The sequence below is a fragment of the Flavobacterium frigidum genome (assembly GCF_048286795.2).
In genome coordinates this window covers 36,320-56,791 of record NZ_JBLVPT020000016.1, presented here as the reverse complement: position 1 = coordinate 56,791, position 20,472 = coordinate 36,320, and the positions used below count along the sequence as shown (strand labels likewise).

Genomic DNA, 20,472 nt, shown 5'->3' with positions numbered 1-20,472 from the left:
TCCTACACTTCTTCCGTTGTAATAAAGTTCATTAACAAGCTAGGCAATACAATCAACAACAACGGTAATGCAATTAAAAAACCTCCAATAACAGCAATAGCAAGAGGTTGGTGTAATTCAGATCCTGTACCAATTCCAATAGCTAATGGTAATAAAGCAATAATTGCTCCTAAAGCAGTCATTAGCTTTGGACGTAAACGTGTAGAAATTGCAAATACTATAGATTGTTTTTTATTTTTAGTTACTTGGTAAGTCTCATTAAATTGGAGATAGGTAAAAATAGCATTTTCACTAATAATACCAACTATCATAATTAAACCAGTATAACTTCCCACATTCAAAGGTGTATGGGTAATAAAAAGTAATAAATAACTTCCTGAAATTCCTAAAACTGAAATAAAAATAATTATTAATGCAACCCTTAAGTTTCTAAATAAGAATAACAAAATACCAAAAACTAATAGGGAAGAAGCAAATAAGATAAGCAAAAGTTCTTTAAAAGATTGTTGTTGATCCTTATATGCTCCAGCATAATCAATATAATAACCAGTAGGTAGTACTACTTTACTTGAAACTTCTTGCTTAATTTGGTTCATTACTGTACCTAAATCTTTATTATTTAATCGACCTGTAACAACACACATCATTTGTAGATTTTCTCTTTCAACTTGAGCAATACCTTTTGAAATAGTAATATCAACTAAATTAGTGATAGGAATGGTTTTTCCATTAGGTAAAAAAAGATACGATTTTCTAATATCTTCTAAATTTCGATTTTGCGTATTTGGATAAATTAATCGAATAGGAACTACTTTGTCTAATTCTAATATGGAACCAATAACATTTCCTTCTAATAACGTTTGCAATTGAAACTGAAGATTAGTTGGTGTTATTCCGTATAAAGAAAGTTGTTTGTAATTAGGTTGAATACTTATAGATGGTCCAGCATAAACAATACCATCAAAAACATCAGCAGTACCTTCAATTTTCTCAACTATTTTTGCGACTTCACCCGCTATTTTTTGCAATTCTTTTTGATTGTTACCAAAGACTTTCACTTCAATAGGAGAAACAGAACTCATTAAATCTCCTAACATATCTCCAATAACTTGACCAAAATCTATTCGCAAAGCAGGTTGTGAAGTTTCTACTTTGTGTCTAATTTCATCAATAACATCATTACTAGTTTTGCTTCTATCTTTTTTCAATTGAATCAAATAGTCACCTCTGTTAGGTTCGGTAATAAAGAATCCCATTTGAGTCCCTGTTCTTCTGCTATAAGCTTCAACTTCTGGAACATTTTGAATAATCTTTTCTACCTCTACTAAAATTCTATCCGTTTCTTCTAAAGAAGTTCCTGGTGGAGATTCATAATCTAAAATAATACTTCCTTCATCCATTTCTGGTAAAAAACCAGTTTCTAATCGAGGAACTATAATAAATATTGAAATAAGTAATACCAAGCAAAAGCCAAAACTAATAAAGGGTCTTTCAACAAAATAACCTACCCAATTTTGAGTCTTTACATCATGATGAGCTTCAACTTTAGTTATTCCTTTATTTTTAGATTGTTTTTGAGTCAACAATAAATAAACTACGGGCAATAGTATCCAAGTAACTAAAAAAGAACAGATTAAAGTAATAATCATAGTATCTGTTAGCACTTTAAAATAAGCACCTGCAACACCACTCATTAAAACAAAAGGCAGAAAGATAACAATCGTACTCAACGATGAGCCAACCATAGCAGGAAAAAGATAGTATATTGCTTTTTTTACTAATGTAACAGTTTCTTCATCGGGATGTTCTTCATGTGTACGATGAATCTGTTCTACAATCACAATGGCATCATCGATAATTAATCCTAAAGCTGCCGCAATTGCACCTAAAGTCATAATATTAAAGGTTTGTCCCGTGTAATATAATACTAGTAAGGTTAAACATAAAGTAACCGGAATCACAATTAAAATGGTAGCACTTGCTTTTACTGATTTTAGAAAAATTATAGCAACGATTATAGCTAAAAATAAGCCAATTAATAAGCTATCTGTTACACTTTTTACTGCATCATTTACAAAAGTGGATTGCTCATAATAAGGGGTTATTTTTACGTCTTTTGGAATGATTTTTCGTAATTCTTGCAACTTTAATTCCATGTCTGTTGACATCGTTATTAAATTAGCGTTTGGTTGTTTTATTACTGCAATTAATACACTTTCTTTACCATTGGCATTAACTTTAATGTATTCTTTTGCTTCTTCAATAGCTATAGTTGCAATGTTTTTTAAAGTAATTATTCCTTTTCCTTTATTGCTAACTACCAAATTTTCAATATCCGATTTATTCGTTATTTGAGAATCTGTTAAGGTTAAGTATAGATAACGATTATCTGCTAAATAACCATTAGAAGTGATAAAATTAGTTTGACTCAAAACTTGTGAAACGGCATCAGGTGTAATTCCGTAGGCAGTCATTTTATTTTGGTCTAATTCAATCCAGTATTCTTTTTCTTTTCCACCTATTACTCGTACTTCACTAACTCCTTCTACTTGTGAGAAGAAAGGTTTCATTACATAATTGGCTATTTTTTTAACTTCAATAGGTGTTCGGTTTTTACTTTCAATGGCATAACCAATTACAGGAAGAATAGAAGGATTCATCTTTTCTACTGTAATCTGAATGGATGGTGGTAAATTAGTACGAATTTGATTAATTCTAGATTCTATTTGTTGTTTACTGACATCTAAATCTGAATTCCAATCCATAAAAGCGGATATTTCACAGCTTCCTCTACTAGTTGTGCTTCTAACAATTTTTAGGTTAGGTATTTTTTTAATGGCGTTTTCAAGAGGTTTTGTAGCCGTAATCATCATTTTATCAACGGGTTGTTGACCTGCATCTGCAATGACTTTTATTTTTGGAAAGGTTATTTCAGGAAATAAACTGGTTTGCATTTTAGAGTATGTAAAAACACCTCCAATTAAAATCAAGAAAATAAGGGTACTTAAACCACTTTTATATTTTACAAAAAAGTTCTTCATTATTTAAGCGTTTTAATGATTTTTACTTTTAATGTATCTCCAACACCATAATTACCAGAGGTTAAAAATTGATCTTTCAAGTCAAATTTAGGTGCGATTATTTCTGTTCTTTCTTGATTTTTTATACCAATTTGAACAGGAATTTTTATAGCAGTAGAATCATTTATTAATTTCATCGTCCAAAAATTAGTTTCAATTTCATCACTTAAAATGGCCGTTTTAGGCAAAGAAATTAAGGAAGCTTTTTGAGATTTGGGGACACGAACCGAAACAATTAAATTTTCAGGTAAGTTTTCTTTAGTATCTATTTTTAAAAATACACTTTGCATTTGAGAACTAACATCAACTGAAGGAATAAATTGTTTTACAGTTGAGCTTATAACTCTTCCATCTGGCAAATAAACAGACAAAGAACTTTTTAAATTGATATACTTTTTTAATTCAAAGGGAACATTAATTATTACTCCATAACTCCCTAAATCATTTATAATAGCCAACACATCACCTTCTTGTACATAGTTTCCTTTTTCAATATTCATAGCAGTTATATAGCCATTACTGCTAGATTGTACGGCAACTGCTTTTCCAAAATGTAAATTTGGATCTAATTTATTTACATCATTTCCTAAGGCAAGTGCTTCTTTAGTTTTTATGGTAAATAAAGTTTTACCTCTATTAATTAAATCATTTGTTTTTATAGATACTGATGTAATATAACCCGTAATATTTGATTTAACAGGAGTCTTTGTGATATAAGAAACGGTACCAGAAACTTCTTCAAAATCGTCGATACTTGTAGTGTCTATGTGAGTTACTGTAACAGCCACAATAACTTTTTGTTCTTTACTATTTGTTTCTTGTTTTTTACAAGAATTAAAAACGAGTATAAACAAAAGAAAACAAGCGTTTAAAAGTATTTTATTTTTCATTGGTATTCCAGTAATTAAATTCATTGATTAGAAGTAATCTGTTGGTATTGTTTTGAGCAATAGTATTATGAATAGTAATGGAATTGTTTAAAGCTAAAACATAATCCATAATAATTGCATTTCCTGAAACTAGTAATTTAGTAAAGGCTGTAATTAAAGTTTCATTGATTTTTAACTGTTTTTCTAATTTTTGAAGCAGTAATTCATTTTGATTAATCTTTATAATCAGTTGTTCTTGTTGTTGCTTATACTGTCTTTCAAATTGACTTTTGTATGCAATGTTTGTTTTTTGAGCTAAATCATTTTTACTAATTTGTAATTTTCTTTGATGACCATCATAGAATGGAATAGAAAAATTAAACCCAAAACTATATCCAAAATTTTTATATGGGTGAACCGTTAATGTAGAATTATAACCCGCATCTGCTAACAAGGATAAAGAAGGTTTATAGGTGTTAGCAATATTTTTTCTTTGATTTTGAATACTTAAACTATCAATTTTATATTGATTATTAAAAATGGATTCGTCAGCTGTAATCAATTGATTTAATTCAAGTTTGGATTCCAATAATTCAACACTTTCCCTTTCGTTAGTACCACATAAATAATTTAGAACAGCTAAATCATTTACAAATTGTTGTTTCGTTTGAAGAGTAATTAAATCTTGTTGCGAAACTGTAGAGAGAAAAAGTAGATAATCCGTTTGTTTATAAATGGATTTCTGTGTTAGTTTTTTTAATATTTCTAACTCATTATTTAATAAATCAAGTTGTTGTTGTAAAAACACTAATTGTTTATGGTCTGAATAGGTAACAATATATTGCAATTGAACAGCTTTTTTAATATCATTAATTGTAATTCTTTTATTAAAACTCATCTTGTCTTTCAACAAGGTTAAAGATCGTAATTGATTGTTTTTTTGTTCTTTACCAAATATTTTTTGAGAAAAACTAACCAGTCCACTTACAGTTTGACCATTACTTAAAGCAGTATCATATCCAAAATTATTAATTACTGGTGCGTAATTAGTAAATAAATTAGCGTTAAGTTGCGGTTTTAAATTAGCTTTATAAACTAAACTATCAATAGATATTGCACTAGTTTGATTATTCAAATCTTCTAGTAAAGCTGAATTTAAAACTGCTTTTTCAATAAAAAAGTGCACGTCTCTTTGCTGTGAAAAAGATAAAAGTGGTACAAGTAAAAAAACTATTTTTTTTATTAAACTCATGTGATTATTTACTGTTTTATTTTTTTTTTTAAAATGCTTGACCAATTCCTATATAAAACAATCCATCTTCTTTTGATTTTCCATAATCAAATGATAGAATAGTTGACTGATTCCATGCAATTCGTAAACCAGCACCATAAGAAAATTTTATTTTTGTAAAATTCAAATCTTGCCAACGATCTCTAACAGTTCCTGCATCGAAAAAAGGAGCTACACCAAAAGCAAATCTTTGTTTTCCTAATTTAGCTTCTAAAAAGCGATATCTTAATTCTAAATTTGTAAACCACATTGAACGTGCTAAAAATCGATTAGCTCTATAGCCTCGTAAGGATTGTTTTCCTCCCAAAGCGTTAATGCTTCCATCAGGACTCCACTGATCTTGAAATTCAAAAAAAGGAGCTTCTGAACCAAAAATAGTTCCAACCCCAATTCTACTGGCAACAACCGTTCTTTTTCCAAAAGGTAATTTCCAAAAACCTTTACCTTGTAGAAATAGTTTATTAAAGTTAAATTTCGAACCTATTAAATTACTTGAATATTCGTTGGCTATTTCAAAATAATAACCTTTTGTGGGGTCCGGTTCAAAATCTCTAGTATCAAAAATAAGAGCTGTTTGAAGTATAGAAATCCAACCACCTTCTAGTCCAGATATTTTTTCTTCTTCAAAGTCTCTTCTTAAAAGTGAAAACCCATTAGGAGCTGTAGTTTCTTCTCCTGTTATTGGATTTATAGCTTCAGCTTCTTCTCCTTCAAATGTTTTATAACTTAAATGTTGAATTTCATAGCCACCCATTACTCTCCATTTTCCATTTCCAAGTGCATAATCTGCTTTAAGATTAAGCATGTATTCTGTTTCTCTAAATCTATTTGACAAGGCATCTACTACAAAGGATGCTTCTCCAACTTCTCCAGGACGCAATATTTTTCTAGCGTTGTCATATTCAGCATATGTGCTATATGTTGTTCCTCCTTCTGGTGTAGAAGGTAATCGCAATTGACCAAGAGTTGCATCTTTGAGACCAAAATACAAATTTGTTGGATTTTGTTGGGCTTTAAAATCGACTTTAAAACGCCATCTGGTACCTTTGTAGTAAGGAATATCTAAAGACATCACAAGTTCTCTCGCGTTAGAAGTATAATAGGCAGCATTAACTTTTAATTTTGCTAAATAGGGTGTGTAGGGAAATAACTGATTGTTTCTTTGCCCATTCCAATAAACATTAGAACGTACTCCAAAACCAAAGCCTGTTACTGGATCCGATGAGAAATCTGGAATACCTGTAAAAAAGGTACCTTCATTTTTTTTTAATAAATCATCATTAGACATTCTTTTAGACTTCACAAAAGATAGTGTGTCTTTTTCTTGTGCCTCTAAAAAGGGCATGCTTGCAATTGTAAATAAGAAATAGTAAATTAACTTTTTTTTCATTTTAATTATATTTTAAATCGCATTAAACTATTGTAAATTAATAATTTAATGCGATTTTAGTATTTATTTTTTAAATTAATCTACTTGAACGATTTTCAAAAAACTACCATTAGCATCAAAAAGTAAGTCACTGTTTTTGCCATCAATTTTTATTTCAGCTTCATACGTAACTACATTTGTAGAATCAGTGATTTTTGCAGTTTCTTTTATTTTACTTTTTGGATAATTAGTTTTTAAGTAAGTCAATGCTGATGTTGGTAATTCAGATTCAGTAATTTCAATTTCAGTGGCTAACTTGTTACCGTTTTTATCATAATCAGCTGAAGCCTCTTTTCCATTTAATTTAAATTCTGCCTCAAAGCCATCTTCTTCAATATCCCAATCTACTTTTGTATTTGGATATTCTTTTGCAAAGGCTTCGGTTACCATTTTTGGAACTTCTTTGTTTTCTTTAGATTGTGCACAACCAACTGAGCTTATAGCTATTGCAGTTAATAAAATTACTTTTTTCATGATTATAAGTTTTAAATTATAATGTAAAAGTCATGCAGAAATCTATTTAAAATCTATGCTAATTGATTTAATGTAAAAACGTGCAATTTGTTTTCATAAGAATAAGAAATGTTAATATTGTAAACTTCAGCTATTTCTTTTACTATAGACAAACCTAACCCAATTGAATTGGGATTGTTAGATTGTTTCTCAAAGCGTTCAAATATTAGATGACTATTTAATGGAATTTGAATACCTGTATTACTTATACAAATACTGTTATTTTTAATAGAAATAATTATTGAACCATTTTCAACATTATGACGAATAGCATTTTGCATTAAATTATTAAATAAAATATAGCATAGTTCATAGTTTATTTTAAAGTATAATTCTTCGGAATCTTCAAGGTTAAATTTTATATTTTTATCCAAAATAAAATCTTCGTTCAAAGCTTTACATTTATCTATTAAAGAAAGAAGTAATACATTGTCTGAATGCTGATATTGTCTGTTTTCTATTTTAGAAAGTAATAATAATGATTTATTAATTCTACTTAATCGAATCGTTGCATCATCAATAGATATTAATGTTTTAAGTGTATCTAAATCTAAATCCTTATTCTGTAACAAAATATCTATTTTCCCTTTTATAATAGCAAATGGAGTTTGAAATTCATGAGAAGCATTTTCAGCAAATTTCTTTTGATTGTGATAATCACTAACCATTTTTGAAGTCATTTGATTCATCGAAGAATTTAATTCTTCAAATTCAGTTATATCGCTTGATTCAAGTTTTATAATTGCTGTTGTTGTAACATTGAAGTTTTTTATATAGTCTAATGTAAACCAAAAAGGCTGCCATAATTTCTTTGAAATTTTTATATTAATAAAATATATAATAGAAAAAAGCAACAACACTATAGCAACAAAATTAATCAAAACAACTTCCATTAATTCATCAAATTCAATAGTGCTTTTTAAAACTTTTATTTTATAGTTTTTTCCGTTTATTATTGAATTTACTTCTAATACTTTATATGCAATATCTTCTTTTAAATGCTTTGAAAAAATTAATGTGTCCTCTATTTTTTGATTTATAATTTTATTTTTTTCAATTTCTTTTATAAAGACTTCGTTATTAGATTCAAGGATGCTTATTACTGAAACGTCTTCATTTTTAATGTAATTTTCAACAACCTCAACTCTTTGTTGTAATAATGATTCATTACTTTCTCCTATTTCATTTAGTAGAAAAAAATAGAATAATATGGTAGTCAATATTAATACTGGAATAGTATATAAAATATAGTAATAACTTGTTTTTGTCAATAATTTCATTGTTCTGTATTAAAGGTGTAGCCAATTCCATATAAAGACTGAATATAATCTGAAGAACCTGCAGCTATTAATTTTTTTCTTAAGTTTTTTACATGGTTATAAATAAAATCAAAATTATCAAATTGATCGGCATTATCACCCCATAAATGTTCCACCAAGGCACTTTTTTGCACAACCCTATTTTTATTGCCAATAAAATAGATTAAGAGATCAAATTCTTTAGCAGTAAGGTTTATTATTGAATCATGAATTAGAGTTTTTCTTTCATCTGGATAAATAGTAATTTCATTAATTGTAATTACATCCACTCCATCATATACATTTCGTCTTATTAAAGACTTTACACGAGCATTAAGTTCGGCTAAATAAAATGGTTTTGGTAAATAATCATCAGCGCCAAGATTCAATCCATCTATTTTATCATCTAATGAGTTTTTTGCAGATATAACAATTATACCCGTTTTTGGTCTCGTCTTTTTTATAGCTTTTATCAACTCTAATCCGTTTCCATTAGGTAAAGTAATATCCAGTAAAATACAATCATACTCATACAATTGTATTTTCTCAAAAGCAATCTCAAAATCATTGGCTACTTCTACTTTAAACTTTTCAAGTTCTAAATAGTGCACAATGCTTTTTTGCATTTCTGGTTCATCTTCAATAAGTAAGATTTTCATTAAATTTAAGTATTAGAAAAGTAATATTAATTAAAATTAGAAAGCAAATCTATCCTAATTCTATGGTTGAACAACAAAATACAGTTTTACTACAGATTTCAATTAGTTATTTACAACTTAAACTCCAGCAAATGAACAAAAATGTTATTACTAATTTTGAAAAACTTAAACTATCACTATTCTTTATCCCTTTTTGTTTATTAGTGATGATTTCCATATTTTTATATGTTAATCATTCTTTGAACGTTAGTAATTATGTGAAAATTCAAAAGGATGTTTTCTATGATATGAATAATTTCTTAGGACAGTACCCAAATTTCGAATATAACCTTACGCAAATAGGAGATGCATCAATATTTCTATCATTTATCATTTTTTTAATTTTATATACCCCAAAAATATGGGAGTCGTTACTTACAGCTTCATTGGCTTCACTTATATTTTCATTTACTCTAAAAAGAATTTTCAGTGTACCAAGACCTGCTCAAGTATTTGATAACAATACATTTATAATCACGGGTAAAGCAATTGTTGGCAATACGAGCTTACCATCTGGTCATGCTTTAACAATGGTGACGATACTAACAGTATTAATGTACGGATTTATGCCAAAAAGTAAAATAAATAGAATTTTCTATAAAATCATGTTTTTACTTATTGCATTAGTACTTATATCGACAAGAGTTGGGGTAGGGGCTCATTATCCTCTTGATGTACTGATAGGTGGGATTATTGGTTATATTTGTGGCCTCATAGGTATTTTTGGTAGTAGAAAATATGAAATATGGACTTGGATCGGCAATAAAAAATTCTGTCCTCTTTTTATGGTACTAATTATTGGTTGTAGTATCACGTTAATAATCAAAATCATAAATCAAAATTTCATAATTTACTATTTGGCATTGCTAGCTTTAATTGTATCACTTTATAAATTCATTCATGTTTACACTAAAAAATAATATTAAAATATCTCATTTTGTTTTATTAATGAGTGTTTTTAACTTTTTATTCTTTCATTATCCTTTTTTTAAATTTGTCGCTAATAATCTCGATTATAATAGTTTAAGTGGTATTTCAATTGTAATAAGTTTAATTATTTTAATGTTAACTCTTAACGCTTTTGTTTTTTTTCTGTTTTTTTTTCTGTCTCGTTTTTTGGGAAAATTCATATTGGTATTATTCTTTCTAATTAACGCAATTGCTGTTTACTTTGTAAATACATACGGAGTGATAATAGATGAAAGCATGATCGGTAATGTATTCAATACCAATTATGATGAATCAAGTAGTTTTTTTTCAATAAAATTAGTACTTCATATAGTGCTATTTGGAATCATTCCAAGCATATATATAATTAAAGTAAAAATAATTAATGTAACAGTAAAGAAATTCTCAATCATTTCTTCACTTACCTTACTGTTTGTTTTATTTTTAGTGTTGGTAAATGCTAGCAATTGGCTTTGGATTGATAAAAATTCCAAAACGTTAGGTGGTCTTGCGATGCCTTGGTCTTATGCTGTCAATACTTCACTTTTATATATTCATGAGAATAAAAAAAATGAAAAAGAAATTTTATTGCCAAATGCTACAATTAAAAATAACCAAAAATCAGTGGTAGTATTAGTTATAGGAGAATCTGCAAGAAGTCAAAATTTTTCTTTGTATGGTTACAAGAAAAATACAAATCCGCTACTTTCTAAAATAGATAATGTATTTCATTTTGATGCTACTTCTGATGCTACATATACGACAGCTGGTGTGAAAAGTATTTTGGAACATGAAAATACAGATGATTTATATGAAATTTTGCCCAATTATTTATACAGAAATAATGTTGAAGTAGTTTGGAGAACGACAAACTGGGGAGAACCACCATTACACATTAAAAATTTTCAAAGTAGAGATTATCTTAAGACAAATTGTCAAGGTGATGGATGTAATTATGATGAAGTGCTTTTAAGTGGATTAAAAGAACAAATTTTAGCTAGTAAAAAGAATAAAATTCTGATTGTATTGCATACAAGCACAAGTCATGGACCTACATATAGCAAAAAATACCCCTCTAAATTTGAAAACTTTAGACCCGTATGTAATAGTGTTGAATTAGGAAATTGTTCTCAAACAGAATTGATAAATGCTTATGACAATACTATAGTTTATACCGATTATATTTTATCTAATGTTATTAATAATTTAAAGCAACTAAAAGAGTATAAAAGCACAATGCTTTTTGTATCCGATCATGGTGAGTCTTTGGGTGAAAAAAATCTATATATGCACGGCATACCTATAAGTATTGCCCCTAAAGAACAATATAAAATTCCCTTTATAGTATGGTTATCTGATAATAGTTCAAGGAAATTAAAACCTAATAAAACATTAAATCAAAACTATGTATTTCATAGTGTCTTAAATTTTTTAAACATAGAAAGTCCTATTTATAATGAGGATATGAATATTTTCAAAGAGTAAAATATATAACAGAATTTAAAATTATAAAAGGCGATACAAAGGTTACACTACGATAGTTGCAGTGCCTCAATCAATCCAGATGTGTTTTACTACAAAGTATCCAAATGAATTTTAAAACAAGGGAAAGTTATTAAGTAAGCTGTATTTAATTATAGATTGATACTGTAACAAATGTTTTCATATTGGATATAATCCTGGCAGTAACTAACACAATTACATTAACGTTAAGCTAATTTAATTTTAATAAAAATCTTCTTTTATATTTTCAGAAAAAAGGAAATTTCTAAAATCCAAAACAAAACCAGTACACACAAGAACAACAAAACGTGCAATTCAAAAAGATGATTCATTAAGTTTGACATTTTCTTTTTTTTAATTTTAATACTGATGTTTTTTTTTATGTTGTATACTTTTTTCTAGTACATAATTTAGTAATTGTTCCTAGAGTAAATTTGTTAAAAAAAGTATTTTATGAATTCAGATTATGTCAAAGAAAAATATGAAAATAAGAACGTCACTAGAAGATTGATAAAGGAATTAAACATATATTTCGAAAAAAAAAGATTGTTTAATCCAAATTGACGGAAAAAATTTAAGTATAAATGTAGAATGAATTCACATATAAATACTAGAAAAAAGTTTAACAATAATAAATTAATAAATATGCATAGTAGAATCCTATTAATAGCATTTTTTATTACCCACACTATCTTTTCACAGCAAATACAAAAAGATTCTGTAGTTGTAAAAAAAATTTCTTACAAAGAACTAATCATACCAACGATACTTATTGGCTATGGTGTTGTTGGTATTGAAAGTGATGGATTAAAATTCGTCAATTCTGGAATAAAGGAAGAAGTAAACGAGAACATTGATAAAAAAATCACAATTGATGATTTCTCTCAATATGCTCCAGCACTATCCGTCTATGTATTGAATGCTTCAGGCATAAAAGGAAAACATAATTTTAAAGACAGAACGATCATACTAGGAACTTCTTATTTGTTAATGTCGGCTACTGTACTTAGTTTAAAATCAATTACTAAAATAGAAAGACCCGATGGTTCAGCTTTAAATTCCTTTCCTTCAGGGCATACAGCTACTGCTTTTGCAGGTGCGGAGTTCCTTTGGCAAGAATATAAAGATGTCTCAATATGGTATGGAATTTCAGGATATATAATTGCTACAGGAACAGGAGCATTCAGAATTTATAATGACAAACATTGGCTGACAGATGTTGTTGCAGGTGCCGGAATAGGAATTTTAAGCACTAAAATAGCCTATTGGATTAATCCGTTTATTCAAAAGAAAATATTCAATTCAAAAGAGAAAAATAGTATGTCAGCTATTGCGCCTTTTTATAATGGTAAACAATTAGGTATTGGGCTTATAAAAACTTTCTAACACAAAAGACATCAGTAACGGTTTCAGGTACTACAGCTTAAAAATATAAAACTATTGCTAATGTAAGAAAAGTCTTGTTGTATAAATAATTCTTGTTGTGGAGAAGGAAAAACACCTCCAAAAAAAACATAAATATTTTAAAGAGCGTCCCTATTATGGGACGCTTCTTATTTATATCAGATTTAAAACTTCATTCGCTGTATTCTAACCGCATTTAAAATGGCTAATAAAGCTACGCCAACATCTGCAAAAACGGCTTCCCACATAGTAGCTAATCCTCCTGCTCCAAGAATTAAAACTATTCCTTTTACCGCAAATGCCAAAGTGATGTTTTGCCACACTATTTTCTTAGTTTGTTTTCCAATGTTTATAGCTGTGAATATTTTATAAAGTTGGTCGTTTTGAATAACAATGTCAGCAGTTTCAATTGTTGCATCACTTCCTAAACCCCCCATTGCTATTCCGGCATCGGCGAGGGCAACTACAGGCGCATCGTTTACACCATCACCAACAAATGCAATTTTTAGGTTTTGTAATTTTAATTCCTCCACTTTTTCGACCTTGTTTTCCGGTAATAAATCACCATAAGCTTGGTCAATGTTTAATTCTTTAGCCACTGCATCTACAACGGCTTGTTTATCGCCCGAAAGCATTACGGTTTTTACGTTTATTTTGTGTAAACTCTGGATCGCTTCTTTGGCATCTTCTTTGATTTCATCGGCAATCAGAAAATATCCTGCATATTTTTGATTGATTGCAATAACGATAATCGTAAATGGTGTAGTATCGATTTCGACATCATAACTGATGTTGAATTTTTTCATAAGCTTTACATTTCCTGCCAAAATTTCTTTTCCGTCCACTTTTCCTTTTAGTCCATGACCTGCAATTTCTTCTACGTCAGTAACGGTTGCATTTTTTTCGGTTCCTTTAGCATATTCGATAATTGCCGTTCCAACGAGATGGGTTGATTTGGTTTCGAGTGCAGCTGTATATTTTACTAAGTCGGCTTCGGAAATATCCACAGCAACCACTTTTTGTACTTTGAAAACACCTTTAGTCAGCGTTCCTGTTTTGTCCATAACCACTACTTCGATGGCTGCCATTAAATCTAGAAAATTGGATCCTTTAAACAAAATCCCGTTTTTACTTGCAGCGCCAATGCCCCCAAAATAGCCTAATGGAATTGAAATAACCAATGCGCAAGGGCAGGAGATAACCAGAAAAATTAAGGCTCTGTACAACCAATCATTGAAATTGTAGTTTTCAACAAATAGTATTGGAAGCAAACAAATCCCTATAGCCAGAAACACGACCACTGGCGTATAAATTTTGGCGAATTTTCTAATAAATAATTCAGTTGGTGCTTTTTTGGCAGTTGCCTCTTGCACCATTTCTAAGATTTTAGATAATTTACTATCGGTGTAGGCTGTCGTTACTTCGACTAAAACGACCGTGTTGAGATTGATCATTCCGGCAAGAACGGTTTCATCTTTTTGTTTGGTATCTGGTTTACTTTCTCCTGTTAGTGCTGCAGTGTTGAACGAAGCGGTATCCGAAAGTAGCTTACCGTCTAATGCTAGTTTTTCTCCTGGTTTTAACTGAATAATTTCTCCAATAATTATTTCAGATGCTTTTTTTACAGTCGCATTTTCTCCATTCATTACTGTTGCTTCATCAGGTCTTTGGTCTAATAATAATTTGATGTTAGTTTTTGCTCTTTGAACAGCCAAGGTTTGAAACACTTCACCAACGGCATAAAAAAGCATTACAGCAACACCTTCAGGATATTCACGAATTGCAAATGCACCAATGGTAGCAATGCTCATCAATAAAAATTCCGAGAACACTTCTCCTTTGCGAATACTTTCCAATGCTTCTTTTACAACAGGGAAGCCAACTGGAACATAAGCAACTATATACCAGATTATCCTCACCCAACCTGTAAACCAGGTTTGCGGAAAGTAGTTGTCAAAACCAATGGCAACAAGGAGTAAAATGAGTGAAATAATTGCGGGCAAGAACATTTTAAAAGTACTTTCATTTCCGCCTGAATGGTCATGATCGTGTCCGTCATCATCAGAATGTTCGGATTTATAATCAACGGTACAACACCCTGATTGCTTGTCGGTTTTGCTGTTTATTTTTTCTTCTAGTGAACAGCAAAGCTGCTTGCCGTTTGCATCGAATTTATGTTTGTGATTCATGATTGAATTTTTAATTTGACAATTAGTATCGGTATTAGTCTTGGTTTGGGTTTTTATCATTTTGAATCCTGGATTGCCAATTTCTATAAAAACTAAAATGATTGAGCGACAACATGAAGTACAGTAGGGCCGTAGTCACAACAGATATTACATAAAATCCCAAAGCAGCGGCTACACCAATGGCAGAAACTGCCCATATATTCGCAGCCGTGGTGAGTCCGCTGGATTCGTTGCTTTGCTGTTTGTTATAAATAATTCCGGCACCCAGAAAACCTACGCCTGTAATGATATTGGCAATAATCCTTGATGAATCATCGGTTTCTGAAAAATGCATTCCAACAGCGGTAAACAGTGCGGCACCGGCACTTACTGCGCCAAAAGTACGTATTCCGGCATTTTTATTCTCTCGCTCTCGCTGGTACCCAATTATGCAACCAAGTATAGCAGCCATAAGTATTTTGGCTACCATTATAAGTTCAAATTTTATATCTGCTTCTATCATTTCATATAGTATTACATTAAGTAAAAAGAGGTTGGTTTTTCTAGTATTGGTAAATTTGTATTGTTAATCATTTCTTTTAGATTAATCTCAATAGTTATTGCAAGATTTGTCATTGGTGTATCTGAGGGTGAATTTTCAAAAGGGTCTTGCAATATTATAGCTGTTCGTTCTATAGTAATGAAAATTAATGGCAATAATGTAGTTAAAAAAATCTCTTCAATGATGTATTTATCATCTAACCCAAAAGGTAGTAATGTAGCGAATACATAAATCAATAAATGTATTAACAAGCTGTAGGATTTAGGGAACACTGTGTTTTTAATGCGTTCGCACTTTCCCATAGCATCACACAAACGGTTTAAAGTAGTGTCAATCTGTACTTGTTTAAATTCACTCATATCCAGTTGAGACAATGCAACACTATGCAGATTCAAAATTGCGTTTGGAATATTTTTGTCCGCAATGTGTTGCTCATTAATGTATTGTTGTACTTTGTCTGTAAAAGGCAATCCTCGTAAAGATTCTCCCAAGGCATAGCACCAAATAATTTGGCGATGTACAAATATTTCAATTGTTTTACTATTAGCATTATTTTGTGGAACAAATTGCATGACTTGTCGTATCAATGTTCTGGAATCATTTACTATTGCTCCCCAAACTATTCTTGCTTCCCACCATCTTTCATAAGCCTGTGCTGTCCTGAACGCTAGTAAAAATGATAAGGTGGTAGCTATAATAGCTGTCATACCAGTAGGTATTGATATTTTGGACAGAAAAGAATATTGATCTACAATGCCCACAACTACTGCATAAGTTACAATTGCAAGAATATCATACTTAATTTCTTTTATAAAAGTAAAAATTGATATTTTTCTATTTAGTAGCATATTTGTTTAGATTAAAAATACTTATGTTATACTTTTTTTTTAATTATATAAATGTCATTAAATATCCGAGTAATGAGCCACCTAAAACTATAAAAGCACAAAACTGTTTTTTAATAATTATAATTTTTTCGACTATAGTTCCTACTATTCAATCGCTCTCCGCTGTTTTTGTTTCTGTATTTTGATTGCAGGAAAAAACAGCAAACGATACGGTTAGTATTAGCAATTATTTTTTCATTTTAACATTTCTTAAATCCACAAAACTGAAAATTTTGTATTGTTTCAAAAGGAGTCAAATGATTCTCTGTAAAACATTTTACAGTATTAAATTTTTCTTTAAACGTATTCTTCATTGTGTTTTCAGAATATTGTTTTATTTCTAATCCACTACATTTTAATGGACCATTTTCTGAAAAAGTCCCTAATAAGAAATTGCCATTCTCAGCGATTGATTTCCCCACTAATGTTACATATTTTTCAATACTTATCGCATCAGTCAGAAAATGAAAAACTGCCCTGTCGTGCCAAAAATCAAATTTAATAGCTGTATTAAATTCGGTTATATCAGAAACAATCCAATGGACCTTATTAGCTTTTTCGCCTAACCTTTTTTTTGCTTTTTCTAACGCTGCTTCTGAAATATCTAAAACCCAAATATTTTGATATCCTTTTTCTAATAGCGCATCTATCAAATTGCTATCACCACCGCCAACATCAATAATATTGGCAGTTTTTGATAGGTTTAAATTTTCTAAATAATTCATAGAAGTGGTAGGATAGTCCTGTGTCCAACTTACTTCATTAGGGGATTTGGTACTAAATACATTTTCCCAATGTGATTTTTTATTTTCCATTTTTTTAATGTATCATGTTTTTTGTTATTCTTCTACATTTTTCATTTTCATTAAAAGTACATAAGCTCCTTTGATAACAATTTTCTCGTCTTTTAAATCGTCTGAAAGAATTTCAGTAAACTCATTTTCAACTGTTCCAATTCTAATTTCTTTCATTTCAAATTGTTTGTTTTGTTTGGCAACAAAAATATAATTCTTGTTTTCATAATTCACTATAGCATCAGATGGCAATACATTTGATTGCTGACTTTTTAATTCTATTTCGGCATTCATGTACATTCCTGGTAAAAGTGCTTTGTCGTAATTTGTAAAATGGCAATGCATTTCAGTGCTTCGATTTTCTGAAAAATCTTTACCGATTAAAATAATTGTGCCAAGATGTTTTTTTTCAGGATTAGTATTTGTATAAGATATAACTGACTGACCAATTGCCAATTGATTGATGTCTTTTTCAAATACGGTTAATGCCAAATGAATATCAGATGGATTTACAATCTCGAATAAAATATCGCTCGGGTTTACATACTTGCCAATATTCACGTTTACCTTAGCTACATAACCACTTATTGGCGAATATATATTGATGCTTTTTGAAATGTTCTTTGTTGAAACATTATTCGGATTTATCCCTGTGAATTTTAATTTCTCGCCGTACGATTGCACCATTACAATTAGTGAGTTGTATTCTGATTGTGCTTGTTGATACACTTTATCGCTACTAGCTTTGCTTCGGTTGAGTTCTTTTTGTCTTTCAAATTCGGCTTTAGCATACCCTATTTTTGCTTTCGCCAAAAGGTAATCTTCCTGCAGTTGAATGTATTGTTGGTCTTCTACCACACACAAGACCTGCCCTTTGGTTACATGCATTCCTTCCAAAAGCCGGGTGCTTTTTAAATAACCGCCCATTGGCACACTTACAGACACTAAATTTTGTGGTGGCACATCTATTTTTCCGTTTAGTTTTAAGGTTGCAGAAATTTCTTTTTGTTCAATTTTACCTGTTTCGATACCTGCATTTTTTATTTGTGCATCGGTTAACGTTGTAACATTTTCTACAGTTTCTGTTTCGGCTGATGCTTCTTCTGATTTTTTGTTTCCACAAGAAATGTAAAACAGAATGGCTGTAATTGTGATAAATATATTTTTCATATTATAAGTTGTATTTAAATTTTAACTCTTAAAAGTTTAATCGAATTAATAAAAACTAATGTATCAGGTAATAAATGAATAGCTGCTGCTTCGACTGGTCCAATTATTTTAAGTAAAACAAGAGTAATTCCGACTATATGTACCACGCCAACACCTACAAAAATATTTTCTTTAATAGTACGAAATGCCCTTTTACTTATAGCCCGAGCCTTGGCAATTTTTTCTAATTTATCCTGCATCAAGACAATATCAGCTGCTTCCATTGCTGCTTCTGTTCCCATAGCACCCATTGCAATGCCAATATTTGCCTGAACTAAAGCAGGTGCATCATTAATACCGTCGCCGACCATTGCTACTTTAGAACCATCTTTTTGCAACTCTTTTATAATATTGATTTTATCTTCGGGTAATAAATTAGCTCTGAAATCGGTAATTCCAATTTGATTGGAAACGTGTTTGGCCGTTTCTGGGTTATCTCCTGTAAGCATAATTATATTTTTAATACCGCTTTTTCTCAAACCCTCAATCATTTCTTTTGCCTCTTCACGAATGGCATCAGAAATATAAAAAATACCTGCAAGTTTATTTTCTACTGAAAGATAAATAGCAGTGTCTGTAGGATTTTCTGAAGATTTTGATACAACAACTTTGCTTTCTTCCATAAAAAGTTTATTTCCTAATAAAACAAACTTTCCATCAACTTTGGCAGAAACACCACGTCCTTTTACTACCTCAAATTCTGTAGGATCACCATAAGTAAGTTTTAATTTATCGGCGTAACTTAAAATTGCTTTTGCTAATGGATGACTAGAACGACGATCTACAGCAGCGGCAAACTCAACTAGTTGCTGCTCATTATAATTAGTATCTATTATTTCAACGGTATTTACTATGGGACTGCCTATCGTTAAAGTACCTGTTTTATCAAAAACGATTACAGTTACTTTAGCCAGCTCTTCTAAAAACAAACCTCCTTTTATTAAAATTCCTTCTCTAGCTGCACGAGCTATGGCGGAAATGGTTACAAGCGGAGTTGCTAATCCCAATTCAGCAGGCGAAGTAAAAATTAGCAATGCAATAACAAGTCTTACATCACGCGTAAAAAAATATACTGCACCAACAAAAATAAACACCACGGGAATCAGCCAAGATGCCACTTTGTCTGTGTATTTTTCGATAGGTGCTTGCTGACTTTCGGCATCTTCCACTAACGAAATAATTCGTGAAAAAACAGTATCTGCGCCTGCTTTTGTCATTTGAATATCTAGCGCGCCTAACTCTAGTATTGTTCCAGCAAATGCTTCGCTTCCCACTGTTTTTTCCTGCGGAACACTTTCTCCTGTTATTGGTGCTTGATTCACAGAGCCATTACCGCCAATAACTTTACCATCAACAGGAATTTTTTCGCCGGCTTTTACCAGTACTATATTTCCAATTTTTAAATCGGCAATAGCAATTGTGGATTCTTGATTATCTTTTTTTACTATTGCTGTTTTTGGAACGGAACCAATTAACTCTTTAATAGATGCTCTTGCTTTTTCTGTACTGGCACTTGCAATATATTCTGCTATAAGAATAATCATAAGCACCACAGCACCCGCCAAATATTCTTTACCAAGAACTGAAATAATTACCGCTATTGTTATAAATAATTCGGTTCCTATTTTTCTTTCTTTAATTAAATCTAAAATTGCTATTTTGACTAATGAAAAGAGACCAAAAGCCATTGTTACAATTAAAATAGGTAATGGAATAATATTGAAATAGAATAATAAACTAGCGAGACCGACAATTAGTATTCTAACAATTTCCCAAAGAAACTGACGTAAAAAAAATGTTTGAGTAAAATTCATTTTGT

General features: G+C 30.3%; 16 protein-coding genes. 3 read left to right on the top strand and 13 right to left on the bottom strand.

What is annotated here, in order from left to right; genetic code table 11:
* Positions 1-2: 2 nt before the first annotated feature.
* From ACNQGB_RS13630 to ACNQGB_RS13600, 7 genes are all read right to left on the bottom strand, one after another.
* Positions 3-3,041 (bottom strand): efflux RND transporter permease subunit, encoded by a 3,039-nt coding sequence (locus tag ACNQGB_RS13630; RefSeq protein ID WP_417944445.1) that lies wholly within the window; start codon positions 3,039-3,041, stop codon positions 3-5.
* Positions 3,041-3,994: an efflux RND transporter periplasmic adaptor subunit gene (locus ACNQGB_RS13625; RefSeq protein ID WP_417944444.1), complete on the bottom strand. Its 954-nt coding sequence runs from the start codon at positions 3,992-3,994 to the stop codon at positions 3,041-3,043. The genes ACNQGB_RS13630 and ACNQGB_RS13625 overlap by 1 nt, the downstream gene beginning before the upstream one ends.
* Positions 3,960-5,201: a TolC family protein gene (locus tag ACNQGB_RS13620; protein WP_417944443.1), complete on the bottom strand. Its 1,242-nt coding sequence runs from the start codon at positions 5,199-5,201 to the stop codon at positions 3,960-3,962. The genes ACNQGB_RS13625 and ACNQGB_RS13620 overlap by 35 nt, the downstream gene beginning before the upstream one ends.
* A gap of 28 nt (positions 5,202-5,229) precedes the next feature.
* Positions 5,230-6,630: an Omp85 family outer membrane protein gene (omp85, locus tag ACNQGB_RS13615; RefSeq protein ID WP_417944442.1), complete on the bottom strand. Its 1,401-nt coding sequence runs from the start codon at positions 6,628-6,630 to the stop codon at positions 5,230-5,232.
* A gap of 75 nt (positions 6,631-6,705) precedes the next feature.
* Complete coding sequence (locus ACNQGB_RS13610; protein ID WP_417944441.1) at positions 6,706-7,143, bottom strand: PepSY-like domain-containing protein; 438 nt, start codon at positions 7,141-7,143, stop codon at positions 6,706-6,708.
* A gap of 53 nt (positions 7,144-7,196) precedes the next feature.
* Complete coding sequence (locus ACNQGB_RS13605; protein WP_417944440.1) at positions 7,197-8,462, bottom strand: sensor histidine kinase; 1,266 nt, start codon at positions 8,460-8,462, stop codon at positions 7,197-7,199.
* Positions 8,459-9,139, bottom strand: coding sequence for a response regulator transcription factor (locus ACNQGB_RS13600; protein ID WP_417944439.1), 681 nt, complete (start codon positions 9,137-9,139; stop codon positions 8,459-8,461). The genes ACNQGB_RS13605 and ACNQGB_RS13600 overlap by 4 nt, the downstream gene beginning before the upstream one ends.
* A 257-nt stretch (positions 9,140-9,396) precedes the next feature.
* Here ACNQGB_RS13600 and ACNQGB_RS13595 point away from each other — a divergent pair, with 257 nt between their 5' ends.
* The 3 genes from ACNQGB_RS13595 (at position 9,397) to ACNQGB_RS13585 (ending at position 13,015) form a co-directional block, all read left to right on the top strand.
* The gene (locus tag ACNQGB_RS13595; protein WP_472777124.1) at positions 9,397-10,098 is read left to right on the top strand and encodes a phosphatase PAP2 family protein; all 702 of its coding nucleotides are present in this window, start codon (positions 9,397-9,399) and stop codon (positions 10,096-10,098) included.
* Positions 10,079-11,611 carry a phosphoethanolamine--lipid A transferase EptA gene (eptA, locus tag ACNQGB_RS13590; protein ID WP_417944437.1) on the top strand — a complete coding sequence of 511 codons (1,533 nt, stop codon included), beginning with the start codon at positions 10,079-10,081 and terminating at the stop codon, positions 11,609-11,611. The genes ACNQGB_RS13595 and eptA overlap by 20 nt, the downstream gene beginning before the upstream one ends.
* Before the next feature lie 663 nt (positions 11,612-12,274).
* On the top strand, positions 12,275-13,015 hold the full coding sequence (locus ACNQGB_RS13585) for a phosphatase PAP2 family protein (RefSeq protein WP_417944436.1): 741 nt from the start codon (positions 12,275-12,277) through the stop codon (positions 13,013-13,015).
* A 182-nt stretch (positions 13,016-13,197) separates the two neighbouring features.
* Here the strand turns inward: ACNQGB_RS13585 and ACNQGB_RS13580 are convergent, their stop codons facing one another.
* The 6 genes from ACNQGB_RS13580 to ACNQGB_RS13555 all read right to left on the bottom strand — a co-directional run bounded on the left by ACNQGB_RS13580 (position 13,198) and on the right by ACNQGB_RS13555 (position 20,467).
* Positions 13,198-15,222: a heavy metal translocating P-type ATPase gene (locus ACNQGB_RS13580; RefSeq protein WP_417944435.1), complete on the bottom strand. Its 2,025-nt coding sequence runs from the start codon at positions 15,220-15,222 to the stop codon at positions 13,198-13,200.
* Between the two features lie 34 nt (positions 15,223-15,256).
* Complete coding sequence (locus tag ACNQGB_RS13575; RefSeq protein WP_417944434.1) at positions 15,257-15,724, bottom strand: MgtC/SapB family protein; 468 nt, start codon at positions 15,722-15,724, stop codon at positions 15,257-15,259.
* Positions 15,725-15,735: 11 nt separating this feature from the next.
* The gene (locus ACNQGB_RS13570) at positions 15,736-16,611 is read right to left on the bottom strand and encodes a bestrophin family protein (RefSeq protein WP_417944433.1); all 876 of its coding nucleotides are present in this window, start codon (positions 16,609-16,611) and stop codon (positions 15,736-15,738) included.
* Positions 16,612-16,850: 239 nt separating this feature from the next.
* Entirely contained in the window at positions 16,851-17,465 is a 615-nt protein-coding gene (locus tag ACNQGB_RS13565) for a class I SAM-dependent methyltransferase (RefSeq protein WP_417944432.1), read from the bottom strand.
* Between the two features lie 24 nt (positions 17,466-17,489).
* Complete coding sequence (locus ACNQGB_RS13560; protein WP_417944431.1) at positions 17,490-18,614, bottom strand: efflux RND transporter periplasmic adaptor subunit; 1,125 nt, start codon at positions 18,612-18,614, stop codon at positions 17,490-17,492.
* Positions 18,615-18,628: 14 nt separating this feature from the next.
* Positions 18,629-20,467, bottom strand: coding sequence for a heavy metal translocating P-type ATPase (locus ACNQGB_RS13555; protein ID WP_417944430.1), 1,839 nt, complete (start codon positions 20,465-20,467; stop codon positions 18,629-18,631).
* Positions 20,468-20,472 lie beyond the last annotated feature (5 nt).